13 protein-coding genes are annotated in these 19,195 nt (G+C 67.0%); 6 read left to right on the plus strand and 7 right to left on the minus strand.

From position 1 onward, the window contains the following. Nucleotides 1–448: 448 nt before the first annotated feature. Nucleotides 449–3,088 (minus strand): glycoside hydrolase family 3 protein, encoded by a 2,640-nt coding sequence (locus IEX50_RS00010; protein ID WP_157177430.1) that lies wholly within the window; start codon nucleotides 3,086–3,088, stop codon nucleotides 449–451. Between the two features lie 394 nt (nucleotides 3,089–3,482). Between IEX50_RS00010 and coxB the strand changes: the two genes are divergently transcribed. The 5 genes from coxB to IEX50_RS00035 are packed head-to-tail and all read left to right on the plus strand — an operon-like array spanning nucleotide 3,483 to nucleotide 9,139. Next, nucleotides 3,483–4,562, plus strand: coding sequence for a cytochrome c oxidase subunit II (coxB, locus tag IEX50_RS00015; RefSeq protein WP_157177431.1), 1,080 nt, complete (start codon nucleotides 3,483–3,485; stop codon nucleotides 4,560–4,562). Further along, nucleotides 4,559–7,087: a cytochrome c oxidase subunit I gene (ctaD, locus tag IEX50_RS00020; RefSeq protein WP_157177432.1), complete on the plus strand. Its 2,529-nt coding sequence runs from the start codon at nucleotides 4,559–4,561 to the stop codon at nucleotides 7,085–7,087. Before coxB ends, ctaD begins: the two co-directional genes overlap by 4 nt. Then, a complete protein-coding gene (locus IEX50_RS00025; protein ID WP_157177433.1) occupies nucleotides 7,084–7,473 on the plus strand; it encodes a hypothetical protein in 390 nt (129 codons plus the stop codon). The genes ctaD and IEX50_RS00025 overlap by 4 nt, the downstream gene beginning before the upstream one ends. Next, nucleotides 7,470–8,063 carry a cytochrome c oxidase assembly protein gene (locus IEX50_RS00030; RefSeq protein WP_157177434.1) on the plus strand — a complete coding sequence of 198 codons (594 nt, stop codon included), beginning with the start codon at nucleotides 7,470–7,472 and terminating at the stop codon, nucleotides 8,061–8,063. The genes IEX50_RS00025 and IEX50_RS00030 overlap by 4 nt, the downstream gene beginning before the upstream one ends. Further along, nucleotides 8,060–9,139: a c-type cytochrome gene (locus IEX50_RS00035; RefSeq protein WP_157177435.1), complete on the plus strand. Its 1,080-nt coding sequence runs from the start codon at nucleotides 8,060–8,062 to the stop codon at nucleotides 9,137–9,139. Before IEX50_RS00030 ends, IEX50_RS00035 begins: the two co-directional genes overlap by 4 nt. 175 nt (nucleotides 9,140–9,314) lie before the next feature. Here IEX50_RS00035 and IEX50_RS00040 read toward each other — a convergent pair whose 3' ends face one another. From IEX50_RS00040 to IEX50_RS00065, 6 genes are all read right to left on the minus strand, one after another. Further along, the gene (locus tag IEX50_RS00040) at nucleotides 9,315–10,676 is read right to left on the minus strand and encodes a glycoside hydrolase 5 family protein (protein ID WP_157177436.1); all 1,362 of its coding nucleotides are present in this window, start codon (nucleotides 10,674–10,676) and stop codon (nucleotides 9,315–9,317) included. Nucleotides 10,677–10,706: 30 nt separating this feature from the next. Then, nucleotides 10,707–11,003, minus strand: coding sequence for a hypothetical protein (locus tag IEX50_RS00045; RefSeq protein WP_157177437.1), 297 nt, complete (start codon nucleotides 11,001–11,003; stop codon nucleotides 10,707–10,709). A gap of 67 nt (nucleotides 11,004–11,070) precedes the next feature. Next, on the minus strand, nucleotides 11,071–11,514 hold the full coding sequence (locus tag IEX50_RS00050; protein WP_188699406.1) for a hypothetical protein: 444 nt from the start codon (nucleotides 11,512–11,514) through the stop codon (nucleotides 11,071–11,073). 153 nt (nucleotides 11,515–11,667) lie between these two features. Next, on the minus strand, nucleotides 11,668–13,716 hold the full coding sequence (locus IEX50_RS00055; protein ID WP_229673534.1) for an MGH1-like glycoside hydrolase domain-containing protein: 2,049 nt from the start codon (nucleotides 13,714–13,716) through the stop codon (nucleotides 11,668–11,670). Nucleotides 13,717–13,741: 25 nt separating this feature from the next. Further along, a complete protein-coding gene (locus tag IEX50_RS00060; protein ID WP_198350718.1) occupies nucleotides 13,742–15,124 on the minus strand; it encodes a glycoside hydrolase family 43 protein in 1,383 nt (460 codons plus the stop codon). 24 nt (nucleotides 15,125–15,148) lie between these two features. Beyond that, complete coding sequence (locus IEX50_RS00065) at nucleotides 15,149–18,055, minus strand: TIM-barrel domain-containing protein (RefSeq protein ID WP_157177440.1); 2,907 nt, start codon at nucleotides 18,053–18,055, stop codon at nucleotides 15,149–15,151. 17 nt (nucleotides 18,056–18,072) lie between these two features. Here IEX50_RS00065 and IEX50_RS00070 point away from each other — a divergent pair, with 17 nt between their 5' ends. Next, nucleotides 18,073–19,185 (plus strand): LacI family DNA-binding transcriptional regulator, encoded by a 1,113-nt coding sequence (locus tag IEX50_RS00070; RefSeq protein WP_157177441.1) that lies wholly within the window; start codon nucleotides 18,073–18,075, stop codon nucleotides 19,183–19,185. Nucleotides 19,186–19,195: the final 10 nt, after the last annotated feature.

A 19,195-nucleotide genomic window follows, 5' to 3' on the forward strand; every position in this document is an offset into this window, starting at 1 on the left:
TACAATGTCCGGACGTCGCGCGGCACGTCGCCGGCGAACAATCCGTTCGTTCTGGTGAACACCGACGGTACCGATTTCCGGCGCAGCGGCGACCGGTTCAATTCGCACGTCGCCGCGGTCACGGCGAGCTTCCGCTTCTGATAGCAGAGGTTGGGAAGGGGGGCTGCTTCGCTGCAGCCCCCACGACTGAGGCGTTGGTCTTCAGCGTTCCGCGTGGGGCGGCTAGACCCAAGTGTCCGCAGCGGGCGATGGCCGAAACTAACGACTGTTCCGCCTTCGGGTGAACACTGCTCTTGAGCCACAGCGTAAACTTCCAGGCGTTGTTCGTCGGATCGGGATGGTCGGTCCCGATCTAACGCCCATGACCTGTCACTGCCGACCGGACGGCACCGATGCCAGCGGTGATACCATTGGCGTCCTCGCTCGCGTTGCCGCCCGACCAAGGGGGTTACCGCGGCAGCATCGCTTGCCCGTCGACCTTCAATTCGGTCGCCACGCCGGCCACCGACGGAAGCCCCCCGCGACCACCGGGTTGCCCGCCGCCGATCCAGAGCTTGACCGTTCCCGGCGTCAGACGCCGCACGCCCTTGGCGTCAACCAGGCTGAGCGCGCGTGCATCAAGCGTGAAGCTCACGCGCCGCGTCTCGCCCTTCTTCAGGTGAACGCGTTCGAACCGGGCGAGCGATCGGATCGGGGCGTTCTGTGCGCCCGGATGCGCGACGTAGAGCTGCACGACCTCGTCGCCGTCGCGTGCGCCGACATTGCTGATCGTCACCGACACATTCACCTTGCCGTCCGCGCCGACCCGCGTCGTCGACAGCGTCGGCGCAGCGTAGGCGAAGCGCGTGTAGCTCAGGCCGTGGCCGAACGGGTACAGCGTTTCGCCGGCGAAGTAGCGGTAGGTCCGGCCCTTCATGCTGTAGTCGGTGAAGGCGGGCAACTGGTCGGCCGATTTGTAGAAGGTCACCGGCAGGCGGCCCGCGGGGCTGAAATCGCCCGCCAGCATTCCGGCCACCGCATGGCCGCCTTCGCCGCCAGGATACCAGGCCTCGACGATCGCCGGCACGGTCTTGTCGGCGCGGTTCACGGCAAGCGCGCTGCCGTTCATCAGCACCAGGACGAGCGGCTTGCCGGTTGCGGTGAGGCGGTCGAGCAGCGCCTGCTGCGGTGCCGGCAGATCCAGGCTGGTGCGATCACCGCCGGCGAAACCGGGGGCCTGCACCCTCATCTCCTCACCCTCGATCCGTGCCGAGAGGCCGCCGACGAATATCGTCAGGTCAGCGGCCTTTGCCGCCGCGACGGCGTCGTCTCCGCCCGCGCCGGGGATGCTCCAGACGAGCTGTTGCGAACTGCGCGCGCCGCGCTGGACGCCTTCGACGCGGATCGGATAGCGCCGCCCCTTTTCCAGTGTGATCGTGCCGGTCAGGATCGACGGCGCATCGCCCACGCCCCATTCGTCAACAACCAGCTTGTCACCGACGAACACCCGGTAGCCATTCTCGCTGGCGAAGCGGAAGCCGTAGGAACCGCTTGTCGGCGCGACGAGCGTGCCCGTCCAGCGCGCCGAGGTTTCGCGGTCGCCGCTCCAGTCGAGCCGCGCGTTGGGCAGGGTTTCGGTCCGCGTTGCGGGGCCGGCGAGGTCCGTGCCGGCGAAATACTCGGCCTTCAACCCCTTGGTCGCGCAGGCCGCATCGACGCACAGTGCGGCGTCCGGCACCGGCACTTCGGCCGGCCCGATCAGCCCCGTGCCCTGCGCATAAACGATCTTCGCCTTCGGATAGCGTGCGCGGATACCGTCGAGGACTGTGACGGGTTTGGACGGCGTGCCGTAATAATTGCCGACCAGTGCGTCGATGCTGTCGGCGTTAGGGCCGATCACCGCGATCGTCCGCGGATCGCCCTTGATCGGCAGCAGGCCGCCGTCGTTCTTCAACAAGACCATCGATTCTTCGGCCATCTTGCGCGACATCGCGTGATGGGCGGGCGTGTCGTAATCCTTCGCGGTGATCTCTGCGAAGGGCAGCTTCGGATCAAACAGCCCGAGCCGGACGCGCGCGACGAATAACCGCTCCAGCGCGCGATCGACCGTTGCCTGCGGCAGGAGCCCGGTCTTAACCGCGGTGACGATGCTGTCCGCGTCGGTCGTCATCTTGTTGCGATAATCGCCGCAGATCAGGTCCATGCCCGCCTTGATGCCGACCGCGACGCCTTCCGGCGCGGTCTTGGTATAGTGCAGCGCATCGGGCCGGTAAATATTCGCCGCGGCCCCGCAATCGGACACGACATAACCGCCGAACCCCCAGCTCTTGCGGAGGATATCGTCCATCAGCATCGTGCTGGCGCAGCCCGGCACGCCGTTGACGGCGTTGTACACGCACATCACCGACTGCACCTTGCCCTCCGTCACGGTCGCGCGGAAGGCGGGCAGGTAGGTGTCCTCGAGGTCATAGGGGTTGGGGTAGACGTCTTCGCGGTGGCGATTGCTTTCCGGGCCGCTGTGCACCGCGAAATGCTTGGATGTCGCGATCACCTTGAAGATGCGGGGGTCGTTGCCCTGTAGGCCCGCGATGTAGGCGATGCCGAGCCGCCCGGACAGATACGGGTCCTCGCCATAGGTTTCCTGGCCGCGGCCCCAGCGCGGATCGCGGAAGATGTTGATGTTAGGCGACCAGACCGTCAGGCCGCGGTAGAATTCGCTGCCGCCGTCTGGCAACCGGCGTTCGAGGAATTTGGCGCGGAACTCGGTCGCGACGGTATTGCCGACCTTGGCGAGCAACGCGGTGTCCCAGGTCGCGGCCATGCCGATCGCCTGCGGGAAAACGGTCGCGATGCCGGCACGTGCGACGCCGTGAAGCCCTTCGTTCCACCAATTATACTCCGGCACCCCGAGGCGCGGGATCGCGGGGGCCGTATGGCCGAGCTGCGCCGCCTTTTCCTCCAGCGTCATGCGCGACACGATGTCTTGCGCGCGCACTTCGGGTGTCGCGGCAGTGTCGCCGAGCGTGCCCGGGACGGGTTGGGCGGCGGCCAGCGGCGTCACCGTGCTCGACAGCAGCAGAGCCAGTACCAGTTCCAGGCTTTTGCCCATTTCGTCATCCTCCCGACGTAGTTTTTTCGGAGGCTAGCGCAAAGCTGGTACCGCTACCAGCCGGAAGGTCAGTCGGTTTGGCAGTTCGGGGCTTTGGTGGTTCGCACGCTATTGTGGCGCCAATCGGTCGTGCGTAGCGTAATCTGCCGGGTTCAGCGATACGGCAGTCTGCTGGCGCCTCCCAAACTGCATGCGAAGAGTTCCGCGGCTGGGGGAGGGGGGACGTGCCTGCCAGCGCCGGCTTTGGTGCTGCGTGTCGGCAGCCAGAGTGGACGGATCGGCAGGGCGCCACGCTGGATGTACTCCCATGCGTAGTAGCTCCAGCGTGTTGACAGCGGCCGCCGGTGCCGGAAAGACGAACGTCAGAGAACAGGTCGAATGCAACGGGGACCCGATGACGAGCGATGAATGCGCCCGCCGGACCGGTGGGCCGAACCTCGAACGTACACTGCGCCTTGCCGCACTGCCCGTCACCTTGCTGCTGTCCGGCTGCGCAGGGGTCCAGTCCGCCATGTCGCCGTTCGGGGTGGAGGCGGCGGCCACCGCCCGGCTGACCTGGGTCATGGTCGCCGGCGCGGTGCTGATCTCGGTCGCGGTCGCCGCCCTCGTCGTCCGCGCCGTCCGCGCGCCGGAAGGGTCGCTCAGCCATAGCGGCGGCATGTCGCTGATCCTGTGGGCCGGTGCGATCGGGCCGACGATCATCCTGTTCGGGCTGCTCATCACCGCGTTGCCGATGATGCGCCAGCTGCCCGTGGCGCCGAACGACCTGACCATCGCGGTCGGCGGCGAACAATTCTGGTGGCGGGTCCAGTACCGCCCGACCGGGGCCCCGCCGGTGGAAGACGCCAACCTCGTCCGCGTCCCCGTCGGCCGCACCGTCCGCATCCTGCTGACCAGTCCGGACGTCATCCACAGCTTCTGGGTCCCGGGCCTCGCGGGCAAGGTCGACATGATCCCCGGGCGGACCAACACGCTCGTCGTCCGCGCGACGAAGGCCGGGACGTACCGCGGCCAATGCACCGAGTTTTGCGGCCTGGCGCATGCGAAGATGGCGTTCGACGTGGTCGCGATGGAACCGCGCGCGTTCGATGCGTGGCTGGTGCAGGCGCGGACCCCGACCCGGCTCAGTTCCCCGGCGCAGGCCGGGGCCTTGACGCCACCGCTTCACCCAGGCCCCGGCCTGCGCCGGGGAACGGAAGGGGCAGCCCCATCTGGCCAGGCGCTATACACCAGCTACGGCTGTGCCGGCTGCCATGCGATCCGCGGCGCGGGTGGACGGATCGGTCCGGACCTGACCCTCCTCCCGCAACGCCGCAGCCTCGCCGCCGCCACGCTCCCGCTGAACCCGGCGACGCTCGCCGCCTTCATCCGCAATCCGCAATCGGTGAAGGCCGGCGTCCTGATGCCGCGCTTCGCCGAGATGTCCGACGCGGAGGCCCGCGCCATCGCCGCCTACCTGCTGGAACCGAAATGACCGCACCCGACCAGAACGACCCCGCGGTCCGGAAAGGCCAGGAGGATCGGCTGCGCGCCACCTGGGCGCCGCCGATGGGCCTGTTCCTGCGCTGGACGGACACGAACAACAACCGCGTCGGCAACTGGTACACCGCCACCGCCTTCGGCTTCATGCTGTTCGCCGGGCTGCTCGCGCTGCTGATCCGGGCGCAGCTGGCGGTGCCCGACAACGACCTCGTCAGCGCATCGACCTTCAACCAGCTGTTCACGCTGCACGGGTCGATGATGATGTTCCTGTTCGCCGTGCCGATGTTCGAAGCGGTGTCGATCCTGATCCTGCCGCAACTGCTCGGCGCGCGCGACCTGCCGTTCCCGCGGCTGTCGGCGTTCGGATACTGGTCGTTCCTGATCGGCGGGGTGTTCGTGTCGGGATCGATCTTCTTCGATGCCGCGCCCGATGGCGGCTGGTTCATGTACCCGCCGCTCACCACGGATCCGGCGCTGTCCGGGCTGGGCGCCGATATCTGGATGCTGGGGCTGAGCTTCATCGAGGTGTCGTCGATCGCCGCGGCGGTCGAACTGATCGTCGGCGTTCTGAAATGCCGGCCGCCGGGCATGCGGCTCAACCTGATGCCGCTCTACGCCTGGTACATCCTGGTCGTCGCGGTGATGATCCTGTTCGCCTTCCCGCCGCTGATCGCCGGCGACATCCTGTTCGAAATGGAACGGCTGCTCGACTGGCCGTTCTTCGATGCGACGCGCGGCGGCGATCCGCTGCTCTGGCAGCACCTGTTCTGGATCTTCGGCCATCCGGAGGTCTACATCGTGTTCCTGCCGTCGATCGCGATCTTCGCGATGGTGGTGCCGACCTTCGCCCGGCGCCACGTCGTCGGCTATCCCTGGATCGTGCTCGCCGCGGTTGGCACCGGGTTCCTCAGCTTCGGCCTGTGGGTCCACCACATGTTCGCCACCGGGCTGCCCAACATCTCGCTCGGCTTCTTCTCGGCCGCGTCCGAGGCGGTGGCGATCCCAACCGCGGTGCAGATCTTCGTGTTCATCGCCACCATCTGGGCCGGCCGCGTCGTGTGGTCCACGCCGATGCTCTATGCCGCGGGCTCGCTCGCCATCTTCGTGATCGGCGGGCTGACCGGCGTGATGGTCGCGGTGGCACCGTTCGACTGGCAGGCGCACGACACCTATTTCATCGTCGCCCACCTCCATTACGTGCTGATCGGCGGCACGGTGATGCCGCTGTTCGGCGGGCTCTATTATTACTGGCCCCTCGTCACTGGCAAGAAACTGTCGGACCGGATGGGGCGCACCGCGTTCTGGATGATGTTCGTCGGCATGAACGTCACCTTCCTGCCGATGCACTGGACCGGGCTGATGGGCATGCCGCGTCGCGTACAGACCTATCAGTCCTCGCTCGGGGTGGACGGGTTGAACCTGCTCTCCACCGTCGGCGCGTTCCTGTTCGCGGCCGGCGTCGCGGTACTGGTGGCGGATCTGTTCCGCTCCCCCTGGCGGCCGCTGGCGCGGCGCAATCCGTGGGATGCCGGTACGCTCGAATGGACGCAGAAGGCGGACAGCGAGGACTGGGGCATCCGCTCGGTCCCGCTGATCGAGAGCCGCTACCCGATCTGGGATCAGCCGAACTTCGTCCGCAACATCGACGAGGGCCGCTATTTCCTGCCCGATGCGGAGGAGGGCCGCCGCGAATCGATCATCACCACCGTGCTCGACGCGCGCCCGCTCCAGGTCATCCGGCTCGGCGGCCCGTCGATCAAGCCGATGCTCGCGGCCGTCACGCTCGGCGGTGTGTTCATCCTCACCACCTACCATCTCTACTGGTCGGCGCTGGTCAGCGGCGTGCTCGCGCTCGGCGTCATCCTGTGGTGGCTGTGGACCGGCACGGGCGAGATCCCGGAGAAGCCGGAGAAGCCGATCGGCCACGGCATCACCGTGCCGCTTTACGCGTCCGGTCCGACCGCGCCCGGCTGGTGGGCGATGTTCATCACCATGACGGGCGACGCCACCGCCTTTGCCAGCCTGATCTTCGGCTATTTCTTCTTCTGGACGATCCATGCCGATTTTCCGCCGCCGCCAACGCCGGGCCTCGCCGGGCCCGGCGTGTTCTGGCCGATGATGGCGCTCGGGCTGATCCTCGCCGGCTGGGCGCTGACGATCCTGGCGCGCGAAACCAACGCGCGCGGCGGCGTCGGGATCGCGCGGATCGCGCTGGCGCTGGGGGCCGCGGCGTCGATCGGCGGCGGGCTGGCGGCGCTGGCCGGGCCGTGGTTCAGCGGACTCGACCCCGTGCTCCACGTCTATCCCGCGATCGTCTGGGTGCTGGTAATCTGGGTCGCCGCACATGCCGCGCTGTCCGCGATCATGCAGCTCTATACGCTGGCACGCAGCCTGTTCGGGCGGATGGACCCGGTCCATGACGCCGACGTCCGCAACATCACCGTGTACCAGCATTTTTTTGCGCTCAGCGCGGTCATCACCTTCCCGCTCATCGCCTTCTTCCCGGGTGTCGCATGATCGGCGGGCTCAACCGCCGCGCCGCCCGGCTGAAGGCGACGCTGTGGACGCTCGCCGTCCCGCCGACGGTCTGGGCGCTGCATTTCCTGTTCTGCTACGTCTGGGCCGCGGTCCGCTGTGCCAAGCGTGGCCCGACCGAGACGATCGGCGACATCCGGATCGGCATCGCGGTCGCGACCGTCGTGGCCCTCATCCCGATCGTCGCGTCGGGCTACATCGCCTGGGCACAGTCGCGGACGGAGGGCGATCCACCGCCGCACAATGCCAGCACCGGGCCGGACCGGCTGCGCTTCATCGCCTATGCGACCCTGCTGCTGGCCGGGCTCAGCTTCGTCTCGGTGCTGTTCGTGGCGGCCCCCGCACTCGTTTTCACGGATTGCCGGTGAGGCGCGCGGCGCTCGTCGCAGGGGGTGCGATCGTCCCGCTCGCCTGGGCGCTCGCGCTCGCGCCCAGCGGCATGACCGGGCACATGGCCGCGCACATGGCCGTCGTCGCGGTCGCCGCACCGCTGATCGCGATCGGCATCGCCGGCGGCCCGCACGATCCCGCTCACGCGCGCTGGGTCCAGCCGCTGCCGATGTCGGTGGTCGAACTGCTCGTCGTGTGGGGCTGGCACCTGCCCGCGCTCCGCACGCTGGCGGACGGGTCCGCGGCGGTGGCGCTGCTGGAACAGGCGATGTTCCTGGTGGCTGGTGTCCTGCTCTGGTCCGCCTGCCTCGGCGGTGCGCAGGGCGATCGGCGCGCGGCCGGCGTGATCGCGCTGCTCCTCACGTCGATGCACATGACGTTGCTCGGCGCGCTCATCGCGCTCGCCCCGCGCCCGCTGTTCGCCGTCCACCTCCACGGGGGCGGCAATGCGCTGGCGGATCAGCAGATCGGCGGCGTCGTGATGCTGCTCGTCGGCGCGGGCAGCTATCTGACCGGTGGGCTGACTATGCTGGGCGGGCTGCTCAGGACGGAACGGGGAAAGGCATGACGATCCGCATCACATGGCGACGGACCCTGCTGGCGATCGTCGCGGCCGCGTTGCTCGGGCTCGGCATCGGCTGGTCGGGCGCCATCAACGTCGGGGCCTCGACCGGCCACTGGGCGGTCACCGACTGGTTCCTCCACTGGGTGATGCGCAAGTCGGTCCGCACCCATGCCGCACTGACGGTGGATGCGCCCGCCACCGATACGACCGGCCTCGCATCGGCCGCCGGCCATTTCGCGGGGCAATGCTCTGTCTGCCACGGCGCGCCCGGCGAACGCCCCTCCCCCGTCATGCAGGCCGCCACCCCGCCCGCACCGGACCTGGCCGTCAACGCGCGCGACTGGACCGACGAACAGCTGTTCTGGATCCTGAAACACGGCGTGAAGTTCAGCGGCATGCCCGCCTGGCCGGTGCAGGACCGCGACGACGAGGTCCGCCGCATGGCCGCCTTCGTCCGCCGGCTGCCCGCCATGACGCCCGAAACCTATCGCGCGCTCGCCTACGGCCCCGGCGGCCGGATCAACACCGGCACGGTGCGCCAGGTCGCCGACGCGGTGCCCGACTGCGCACGCTGCCACGGCGCGGATGGACAGGGTCGCGGCCCGGACGTCCCCGTGCTCGCCGGACAGAAGGCCGCCTATCTCGAGGCGGCGCTGCGCGACTACGCCACCGGCCGGCGCCACAGCGGCGTGATGCAGTCCGCCGCCGCGCGCATCGACGCCCCCACCATGCGCGGCCTCGCCACGCTCTACGCCGCAATGCCACGCCCGGTGGTCCCGGCTGCCGCTACCGCGCGCGACGCAACCGGCGATCTGGCCGATGCGGCCCGGATCGTGGGGCGGGGCATATCGTCGCTGAACGTGCCGGCCTGCGCCAGTTGTCACGGTATGCGTGGCCGTGCCGACTATCCCCGGCTGGACGGTCAGAAGGCCGCCTACCTCGCTGCTCGCCTCCACGCCTTCCGTGGCGAGAAGGGCGTCGTCGATGCACGCAAATCCCCCGACATCATGCCGACCATCGCCCGCCGCCTTCCCGAAGCGAGCATCGACGACCTCGCCCGTTATTACGCGACGCGCTGAATCGCCGCTTGGTACTCCACGTCCGTTATGGGCGGATCAGCATGGTTGGGACCAAGTCGTCGCTTGCCGCGGTCATCAAGGGCATGAAGTCCGTCTTGCCGGGCACGTGCGTGAAGCGGTTCGTTTGCCAGCGGCAGCTGTAAAACCCCAGACGTTGCTCATTGCTTCGGTCTCGTCACGGCCGTGCGATGGCGGCCGCGTGGGCACGGATCGCCGCCTGCGTCGCGATGTCGCTGTCGAAGACGCCGTACCAGCCCTGCGGCTCGTGCGGCGGGTCGCCCATGTAAGCGAGGTCGCCGCGCCGGAAGCGGTGGTCGGCGTGGGCGGCACGCGCTTCGCCGTTCCAGGCCCAGAAATTGGACCCGGACAGCGGCCCGCCGGCGGTAATGTCCGCTTCGATCGCGGCGTAGACCTGACGGTAGAATCGGTCCTTGTAGGTGGTCGTGATCGACGGATCATAGGCGTTCTGCCCGTCGCGCGGGTAACCGAACTCCTCGATCACCAGCGGCTTTCCCAGCGTGTGCGCTAGGCGGACGTGCGCGGCGATATAGTCCGCGACCCGGGCGGCACCGGCGTCATAGGTTGCGGCGAGGCTGCCCGCGTCCATCCAGCTCCAGTTGTTCGGCCAGATGTGCGCCGTGAGATAGTCGATCGAGGCCGGCCGGTGCGCGGCCAGCACGATCTCCTCGCGCTCGATCGACCCCTTCAGCCCTTCCGAGCCGGTGGAGACGAGATGGAGCGGATCGAGCGTTTTGATGAAGCGCGCGGTCTCGTCGATCCAGCGGTAGAAGCGCGGCAGGTTGGCGAGGGCCACTGTTTCGGATCCGCCGGGGCGCGGTTCGTTGGCGAGCTGCCAGGCCATGATCGTCGGGTCGTCGGCATAGCGGACGCCGGTGACGCCGTTGGTGCGGGTGACAACCGCGCGGATGTAGTCGCGGTAACGGGCCTGCGCCGGCCGGCTGGAATAGAAGGCAGCGTTCCAGTCCGGAAACTCCGGCCAAGGATGCGCCGGATCGTTCATGTTGATGAAACGCCCGCCATTGACCCAGGACAGGTATGTCATCATGCCGCCCGACCATTCCCAGAAATTGGTGAGGTAGAGGACGGCGCTCATGTCCCGCTTTGCCAGTTCGGACAGCGTCCAGTCGAGGCCCGCGAGCAGGGCCTCGTCATAGCGTGCGCTCGCATCCCGGAAGCCGGGGGTGATCGAGTTCTTGAGAGGCGACAGTTCGGCCGAACCGAGAATGCGCAGGTTGCGGATGCCGAGCGCCTGCAACCGGTCCAGTTCGCGTGTCATTCGAGCGCGGTCGCCATAGGCTGTGTCCGCACCCAGCCATGCACTGTACCAGATGTTGGCGCCGGCATAGCGATAGGGCCGCCCGTTGCGGCGGAAACCGAGACGGTCCACCGTGACGAAGCCGGTGGTGGAAGCCCGGCCGATCGCCCCGCGCGCGAATGGCCGCCGGGTGGCGCAGCCCGCCGCCGCGGTCAGGATCGCTACCCCCGCCAGAAGCGTCGCACGTCTGGTCATCCTCATGCTGCGCCCCCCTTGAACCACGCATACGGTTCATGCCCCGACCGCCGGTGAAGGGCCTGGGTATTTCGCCGCGTCCGCATCGTAAAGGCCGATGTCGCGGCGATCTGATCCGAACGAACGCCCTAAGGTGAGGGGCTTCGGTTGGTTACTTTCGCGGATCCGCGGACCGAGACCACCTAAGTCGATGTCGCGACGGATTTCGACGCTGATCTCCGCTGTGCGACGCGGATGGCATCCCGCGATTGCATCGGTGTCGCCCGCAAGTCTGTCTCGATAGACAGCGGGGCCGATCGGATAACCGCTGCTGGTCAGTTCAACCGCGATCACGCAAAGACTGCCACTCCATGGTGTCAGCAGACAGGAGCTGACTCAACGGATGGTCGAGGCTGTGCGCTCAACGTCGTTGCGGGCGCCGGGCGTCACCCATCGAACGCGGTGCGAACGGGACGAGGAACAGCGCCAGCACGAGCACCAGCACGGTCGCGATCAGCCAGTCGCCGCCGAGCCATTCCGCGACATGCTTGATGGCAAGGGTCAGTGCTGCCGCGAACGGAAGACCCTTTGCTACCGATGCACGGGTCGTTGCGACATGCGTGGCCCGGGACGTACCGCGCGCGGGCGGCGTCGCTTCGGATGTGTGGCGATCCGGTGCCGGCTTGACCCGTGCCAGCGCATGACCGGTGGGCAAGGCCGTTATCGGTCGGCGCGCGGTCGGCCAATCCGGAAGCGCAGCGACGGTGTCGTTTTCGGCAAAAGCGACATAGGCCATGATTGTTCGCCCGATCGATCCTGTTGGCCGCGACTGATCCTCACCAAAAGCGGAGCCGAGCGCCGCCACCAGATGAAGAGCTGGGAGAGTATGAGGACGAGTCGTCCTGCAAGCCTACCACCGCGAGTTCTGTACCGCTCGGTATTCCTGCGCTGCGGTTGCGTCAACCGATTTCTGTACCGGCAGGTAGATTAATCGCAGATGACGGTCGCGGCCGTCGGGCTAGAAGAGTTTCATCTCCACCAGTCGGACGGACCGGCCCGCGGGCTGGACGAGGACGAGGCGCAGTTTCTGCGCCGCGGTCGGGGACCAGCGGACATTGGTGATGCCGTTGGCGACCGGCGCTTCGGCCTGGGCAGGCAGGTCCTCCCACGTCTCGCCGCGAAGGACCTGGAGGCGATAAGCGGTGGGTGCGGCGAACTGCTTGCCGTCGGCGAAGAATGCCAGTTCCGCACGGGCCAGCGTGGCAGGCTGGCCTAGATCGATCGCGAACCATTGCTCGCTCGCCGTCGTTGCCGGTGACCAGCCGTTGACCAGTTCCGGGAAGAACCAGGTCCGACCATCGACCGCGTCATGCATCGTTTCGGCATCCGCGCCGCTCGATGCGGTCAGTTTGGGGAAGCCGCCGCGTTCGATCTGCGCCGCCCGGTTGATGTCGCGCGCGACCGGGGCGTTCTGGGTTCGCTGGAGCGGGATCGTCAGGCGGGTCAGCTTGGCGCTGCGCCCCGCCTCACGGCCGTCCACGTCGACGCGGAGGCCCGCGCCCTGTCCGTAGTGGCGGCCGTCGGCGTCGTAGGTCACCGACACGAGGTGGCCGTGATAGGGAATCCGTTCGGCGCGGAACCAGCGGATCGGCGCGCCGGTGCCGGGCGCGGTCAGCAGCGGATTGATCTCCAGCACGTCGTCTGCGCGGGGGCGGATGCCGACGACGCCGGTCATGATCAGGTCGTTGAAACCCGAATGGAAATAATGGTGGCTGCGGGCCAGCCCGACGATCGGCTTGCCCGTGGCGGGGTCATAATCCTCCTCCAGATCGAGGCGATCGCCCTGAAAATGCATCTGCGCATATTGGCGGAGCAGGCGGAGGAAGTCGGCGCGGGTGACGACCGACTGACTATAGTGGTCGAGCAGGTTGGCCATGCCGGCCAGCACCTGCGTCGTCTGGAACGGCCAGACCGGGCCGTTCCACTGGCATTCGCGACTGGTGCCTTCGTAGCGATATTGCCGCATATAATGTTCGTAACTGGGCTCGACCGTGCGCAGGCCGGCGGGACCGGCGAGTTCGTCTGGTTTCAGGATGTGCGTCCAGGCGGCGCTGTAGCGCGCGTCGTCGTCCGGCAGGTCGAACGTCCATGGGACATAGCCGACCAGCTCGCGCCCGCGGATCGGGTTCCAGTATTTCACGTGCGCGTTGGTGACCTGATAGCGGTCGGTGAAGTGCTGGAACTGCGGGTTCCAGAGGCTTTCCTGCACGCGCTGCTTGATGGCGGCGGCGCGGCCGGCATAATCGGCGGATGCCTTCGGATCGCCGGACAGCGCGGTCATGGCGGACAGCGCGCGGGCGTTGGCGAACATGTAGGCGTTGACCGACGGGCGGAACGCCTCGCCCCCGCGGAACCCGTCCTTGCCGCCCGAGGCGTCGATCGACGAGATGGTATATTCGGTCGCGTCGAGCAGCGGTTCGACCCAGTAGAGGTTCTTCGACCAGTCGAAATGATCGAACCACGCGTCGTACAATGTCCGCATGGCGGGGACATGGGCAAGGACCGCGGCCTGGTCTCCGTCGACCAGGTACCGGCTCCAGACGGAGTCGGCCATATAGTCGGTAAAGTGGCGGTTGTTGCCGCCCTGATCGTACATATAGTCGATATAGTCCGCCGCGAACCGCCGGTCGTTCAGCCAGCGCAGTTCGTTCAGGTGGAAACCGGTCGCGTCGTTCAGGCTGGCATAGGGTTCACGCTGCCAGCTGACATCGTCCGCGAACTCGGTCGTGATGTAGCCGAGCTTGCCCAGATCGCGCTGATGCGCGCGGACGATCTGCCAGCGATAATAATAGACCTGGTCGAGCATCGGGTCGGACGACTGGAAGAACGGGATGCGGTCGCGGTACCAGGCGGCGTCGTTGCCGAACCGCTGCTGCGCGATCGCGTCAAGATCGAGATGGGATTTGGTCTTCGGCGCCGCCTGCACCGCGGGCATCGCCGTGACGAGCAGGGCGGTCATCATGGCACGGACGAACGATCCGGCGCGTGCGGTCTTGCGGAAAGTCATGCCCACCTCTCGTTGCCTCGCCACCTCAGCGGTTGAACCGCCAGGAATCGACGTCGATCAGGCTATCGTCGCCCTTGCCGCGGAACACCATGTAAAGATCGTGTCGCCCGGTCGCGCCGGAGACGGCGGCTGTCCGGTCCTGCCACCGTGCGGCGGCAGCGGACGGGCCGGCCTGTACCGTGCCCAGCAGGGGGCCATCGACCGCGTCGGCGTGCAGTTCGATGGTGGCGTCGGGTTTGGCATTGGCGACGGTCGCGGTGAAGGTGCGGGCACCCGTCTTGCCGAAATCGACCCCGGCCACCTTGATGTAGCTGCGGTCGGTGGCGCGCGTCACATAGACGCCGGTGCGGTCGTCCTGGGCGGTCGTCACGCCCATCGCCCAGTCATAGGGCCGGTCGCGGTCGCGCTTGATCCGCGAGGTCCAGGCGATCGTCTCCGCCTCGACCCGCTTGTAGGGATCGAGCGTGCCGATCTGCGGCGCGCTGACCTTGTCCCACCAATGGAGGTTGGGGATGGTCCCGTCGGCGTTGTAGTCGAACTTGGCGACCGAGACCGAGCGGCGTTCGTGATGGATCGGCGTCAGCGCGAAATTATGTTCGTAGCTGAACCCGAAGACGTAGGAGCCGCCCTTATAGTCGACGATGCCGGGATGGTTGCCGGTCGCGCGCGTGTCGTGATCCATGATGGGGCCCTTGTAGGTCCACGGTCCGGTCGGCTTGGTGCTCATCGCGTAGCCGATCCCTTCGGAGCAGCAGGTCGAGGCGAATGCCATGTAATAATGGCCCTTGCGCTTGTAGAACCACGGGCCTTCCTGATAATCGGTGATGCGCGGTTCGAGCTTCGTGATCGGGCCGGCGTAGGATATCATGTTCTTGTTCAGCTTGACGTACCACAGGTCGGGATTTCCCCAGTAGAGATAGGCCTGGCCGTCGTCGTCGATCCACACCGTCGGGTCGATATTGTCGGCGGCGGGCGCGATCAGCGGTTTGCCGAGTGCGTCCTTGAATGGCCCGGCCGGCGTGTCGGCGACCGCCACCGCGATGACGTTCTTGGGTTTCCCCGCGATGCTGATGGGCGCGTAGAGGTAGAATTTGCCGGCGCGTTCGATGACCTGCGGCGCCCAGGCGTCGTTGGTCTGCACCGCCCAGGGAAAGGTCTCGAGCGAGGCGACGACGCCGCGATCCGTCCAATTCGCCATGTCGGTCGAACTGTAAAGCCGCCAATCAAGCATCTTGAACCCGTCGGCATCGTCCTCGTCATGGCTGGTGTAGAGATAGACGACGCCGTCATGCACCAGCGGCGCGGGATCGGCGGTGAAACGGGTCTGGATGATCGGATTGTCGGCGTGGGCCACGGCAAGCGGCGCCGCGATGGCGAACAGGGCCGCTGCGCATGATAGTCGGTTCATCGTCATCCTCTCCGGTCGGCCCGTTCAGAAGCGCACGGTGGTGCGCTGGCCGGAATATGTCACGCGTTTCGGGGTGCGCGCCGCACTGCCCATGAGCACGACGTTCAGCGTGCGTTGCCGGATCATGCCCGGGTAACTGCCCTGTCGCGCGCCGATCGTCAGCGTGCGGCTCGCCTCGTTCCAGTCGAGATCGTAGGTGGCGCGCTGCCCCTTGTCATAGGCGTAGGTTTCGTTGTCGTCTTCGTAGAGCGTGAAGCGGGCGTCGGCACCGGGGTAGATCCGGATGTCGTACGGCGCGTCCGGGCGCTCGGTCGCATATTGCAGCACCGGACCCATCGGGACGATCGAGCCGGCCCGCACGTAGAGCGGCAGGATGTCGAGCGGCGTTTCGCGGGCGACCGTCTCGCCACCACGATGACGGGCGTTCGTCCAGAAATCGTACCAGTCGGCCCCTTTCGGTAGATAGGTCCGCGTCGTCAGGTCGCGCGGTGCGCTGGCCAGTGCCGCGGTCCGCAGCAGATCGGCGGGCCGGCGCCAGGCGAGGCGCAGCACGCGATTGCCGTCGGCCTGATGATAGTCGATGCGGACGGCGAGGCGCTCGCCCTTCTTCAGGACGCGTTTGACGCTGCGGTAGCGTTCGGACCCGGGCGCCCAGTCGTCGACAACCTGTTCGCCACCGAGGAACAGGCGGAAGCCGTCATTGCCCGCGACGCCGAGTTCATATTCCCCGTCCTTCGGCGCGATCAGCGTGCCGGTCCAGCGGGCGGAGAAATGCTGGAGCGACGACAATCCACCCGGGATTTCAGCGAGCGGCGGGTCGGGCCAGGTGTGGTCGATCGTCTCGTCGACGACCTTGCCGCGCGGCGTCTCGAACGCCTCGCCGTCGAAATATTGCAGCGCGAGGCCGGGCCGGTCGTCCGCAGTACGCAGATATTGCGTGGGGATCGTCGTCGCGGGCGGGGGCAGCAGATTGTACATCGCGCGCGTGACGGGATGGACGAGGAACGCCGGGCCGAACATGAAGCTGTCGTCGATCGTGTCCGTCGCCCGATCGTCCGGGAAGTCCATCATCAGCGGACGCATCAGCGTGTAGCTGTCCGACGTGACCTTCCAGCTCAGGCCGTAGATATAGGGGAGCAGCCGGTAGCGGAGTTGCGTGCTGGCGAGGAGCGAGCCGTAGACGGCGGGATCGAGCGTCTTGAACAGATAAGGTTCGCGTTCGACGTTGGTGCCGTGGATGCGCATGATCGGGTTGAACGCCGAAAATTGCAGCCAGCGGGCGTAAAGCTCGCGCCACGCGGCGTTCTTCTCGCCGCCGGGGAAATCCGCGACGAAGAAGCCGCCGGTATCCTGCGTCCAGTAGGGGTTGCCGGTGACGGTGACGTCGATGCCGCCTGCTACCTGCTGCTTCAACGTCTTCCAGCTGGCGTAGATGTCGCCGCTCCACGAGGCGGCCCCAGTCCGCTGCGCGCCGGCCCAGCCGGAGCGCGTGAGGGTGAAGACGCGCTTGTCGGACGTCGCGCGCTGCCCGTCATAAGTGCCCTGCGTCGTGACGAGCGAGTAGGGGTTCAGATAGCGGGTGAAGTCGCCGAGTGCGTTGGAGCCGAGTGCCTTGGTGTCGCGGATATTATCCTGCGCGTTCCACATCGCGCTGCTTACCTCGATCTCGGTCCCGTCCATCCATAGCGCGTCGACGCCCTTGTCGAGCAGCCCGGACTTGATGTGCTTGAAGTAGATTTGCCGGCCGAGCGGGCTGTAGGCGTCGTAGACGCGCGCCTTTTTGGAGATCCAGTGGAGCGGTTCGAAGCGCAGCTTGTGCGCGTCGAGTTCATGCGCAAGCGCAGTGTCGTTGCCGACCGACGGCCAGATCGACACCATCAGTTTCATGTTGAGCGCATGGACGTCGCGCGCCATGCCGTCCGGGTCGGGATAGCGGACGGGATCCCAGGTCATCCCGCTCCAGCTGCCGTCCTTGTCCGACCCCCAATATTGCCAGTCCTGCACGATGTAATCGAGCGGGAAGCGATCCTTGCGAAACGTCTGAGCGACCTTCAGGAGTTCCGCCTGCGTCTTGTAGCGCTCCTTGCTCATGAACAGGCCGAATGCCTGTTTCGGGTACATCGGCGCCTGTCCGGTCAGCGTGCGATAGGCGGCGACGACCCCGTCGGGCGTGTCGCCGGCCATAACATAATAGTCGACGCCGCCGGGGGCGCTTTCCGCCCAGAGCGAGGCGTCGCCGGCGTCGTCCTTGAACCGCATCTGTGAATAGGTGTCCCACAGGATGCCGTAGCGGCGTGAGGACATCATGACCGGGATGATGATGCCGACGTTGGTCTGGACGAGCAGCAGGTTCTTCCCGCGGCGGTTGCTGGTGTCGTCGCCGGTGAAGCCGAAGCCGTAGAGCGCCTCGTCGGGGCGCAGGACGAGATCGTTCCGGGCCTCGTAGGTCGGGGCGTTGGAGATCGTCGTCAGCTTGAGCGTTTGCGGCGCGTCCGGTTTCTCCTCGGTGTAGAGCCGGCCGTTCGAACCAAGGAAGCGTGCGGCACCGGTCGCCCTCGCGATCTCGACGCGCAGCTTTGCGGTCGTGAGGATGAGCGCGGTTGCGGTTTCGCTGAGGGTGAACGGCACCGTTGCGGGGGCAGAGGTCACGACGAGGCTGCGCGCGGTCCAGTAGTTGCGGCCGAGGGTGGCGTTCACGCGGACCGTGTCAGGAGCGTAGAAGATGATGTTTTTCGTAACACCGCCAAGCCGGACCTGAACGCCGTTTGCGAGGCGGGTGTAGCCGAACCCGGACGATGTCGCGCCTGGCGCCGTGAGGAGGTGGCCGTTGGCGTCGAGGCCGGTCGGGTCGGCGGCGAGCGCCGGGCCGGCGGCGGCGAGGGCAATGACCGCCGCGGCGCGACCGAAATGCGCGATCCTGTACGCAATCATCTGCGCCCCTCCCCTTGATGATCGTAAACGTTTACGGGACTGTATTGGCGGCGACCAAGCTGTCAAGGTCTGTGGACGGCGACCGTCCAACTGGAGCTGATTTCATCGATATTCGTGCCCTTGCCGCCCACCTGAACCTGTCGATCGGGACGGTGTCGCGCGCGTTGAACGGGCAGGCGGACGTCAGCGCGGCGACGCGGGCGCGGGTGACCGAAGCGGCACAAGCGCTGGGATATTCGCCGAACCAGGCCGGTCGGTCCTTGCGGCGGAAGCGGACCAGTACCGTGGCATTCATTCTGCCACTGGCGCCCGACAGCATCATGTTCGGCGATCCGTTCTTCCTGGCGGTGTTGGCCGGCGTGCAGACGGTGATCGAGGCGGCGGGGCTCGAACTCGTCGTGCTGCTCGCGCGGGCGGAGCAGGATGCGCTCGCCGTACTGCAACGGCACCTGAGCCGCGGGATCGCCGACGCGTGGATCCTCGCCGCGACCGGGCGCGACGATGCGCGCATCGCGTTACTGGCGTCGCGTGGCGCGCCCTTCGTTACGCTGGGACGCAGCGGGGTCGTGGCGGACTATCCGAGCATCGACCTCGATTTCGAGGGGATGGTTGACGTCGCGATGGCGCAGTTCCTAGCGGCCGGTCATGAACGGATCGCGATCATCACGTCGGGGCCGAACGTCAATTTCAGCCATATCGTCACGGCACGATACGAAGCCGCGTTGCGCAACGCCGGTTTGGCGGTGGATCCGGACCTGATCCACGTCGGCCGCGTCAACGTTGCGCAATGTGCGGCGGCGACGACGGCATTTCTTGCACTGGAGCGCAGGCCGACCGCGATCTTCGTCATGAGCGAGGCCGGACCGGTGGGCGTCTATGCGAGCCTGCGCGCGGTAGGATTGGCGCCCGGCCGGGACATGGCGGTGATCGGGCAGCGGATGACGCCGGCCTGCGCGGCACTCGATCCGGCGCTTGCCTGCTTCGAGGTCGCACTTGGCGATCTCGGTGAAGCGCTTGGCCGCACTTTGTTGTCCATCATGAAGGGCGCCGAAAATGCCGACCAGGCGGAGCCGCGGCTGTGGCCGATGACGTGGGTGCCGGGCGGCAGCGTAGGGTCGCCCGGTTCTTAGCCGATGAGTT

It is taken from the genome of Sphingomonas prati (assembly GCF_014643515.1).
Lineage (GTDB): Bacteria > Pseudomonadota > Alphaproteobacteria > Sphingomonadales > Sphingomonadaceae > Sphingomonas_R > Sphingomonas_R prati.

Excerpts from the sequence above, each read along its gene's own strand:
- IEX50_RS00035 (WP_157177435.1), top strand. The coding sequence starts at position 8,060 with ATGACGATCCGCATCACATGGCGACGGACCCTGCTGGCGATCGTCGCG.
- IEX50_RS00025 (WP_157177433.1), top strand. The coding sequence starts at position 7,084 with ATGATCGGCGGGCTCAACCGCCGCGCCGCCCGGCTGAAGGCGACGCTG.
- ctaD (WP_157177432.1), top strand. The coding sequence starts at position 4,559 with ATGACCGCACCCGACCAGAACGACCCCGCGGTCCGGAAAGGCCAGGAG.
- coxB (WP_157177431.1), top strand. The coding sequence starts at position 3,483 with ATGACGAGCGATGAATGCGCCCGCCGGACCGGTGGGCCGAACCTCGAA.
- IEX50_RS00060 (WP_198350718.1), bottom strand. The coding sequence starts at position 15,124 with ATGAACCGACTATCATGCGCAGCGGCCCTGTTCGCCATCGCGGCGCCG.
- IEX50_RS00065 (WP_157177440.1), bottom strand. The coding sequence starts at position 18,055 with ATGATTGCGTACAGGATCGCGCATTTCGGTCGCGCCGCGGCGGTCATT.
- IEX50_RS00070 (WP_157177441.1), top strand. The coding sequence starts at position 18,073 with ATGATCGTAAACGTTTACGGGACTGTATTGGCGGCGACCAAGCTGTCA.
- IEX50_RS00055 (WP_229673534.1), bottom strand. The coding sequence starts at position 13,716 with ATGACTTTCCGCAAGACCGCACGCGCCGGATCGTTCGTCCGTGCCATG.
- IEX50_RS00010 (WP_157177430.1), bottom strand. The coding sequence starts at position 3,088 with ATGGGCAAAAGCCTGGAACTGGTACTGGCTCTGCTGCTGTCGAGCACG.
- IEX50_RS00040 (WP_157177436.1), bottom strand. The coding sequence starts at position 10,676 with ATGAGGATGACCAGACGTGCGACGCTTCTGGCGGGGGTAGCGATCCTG.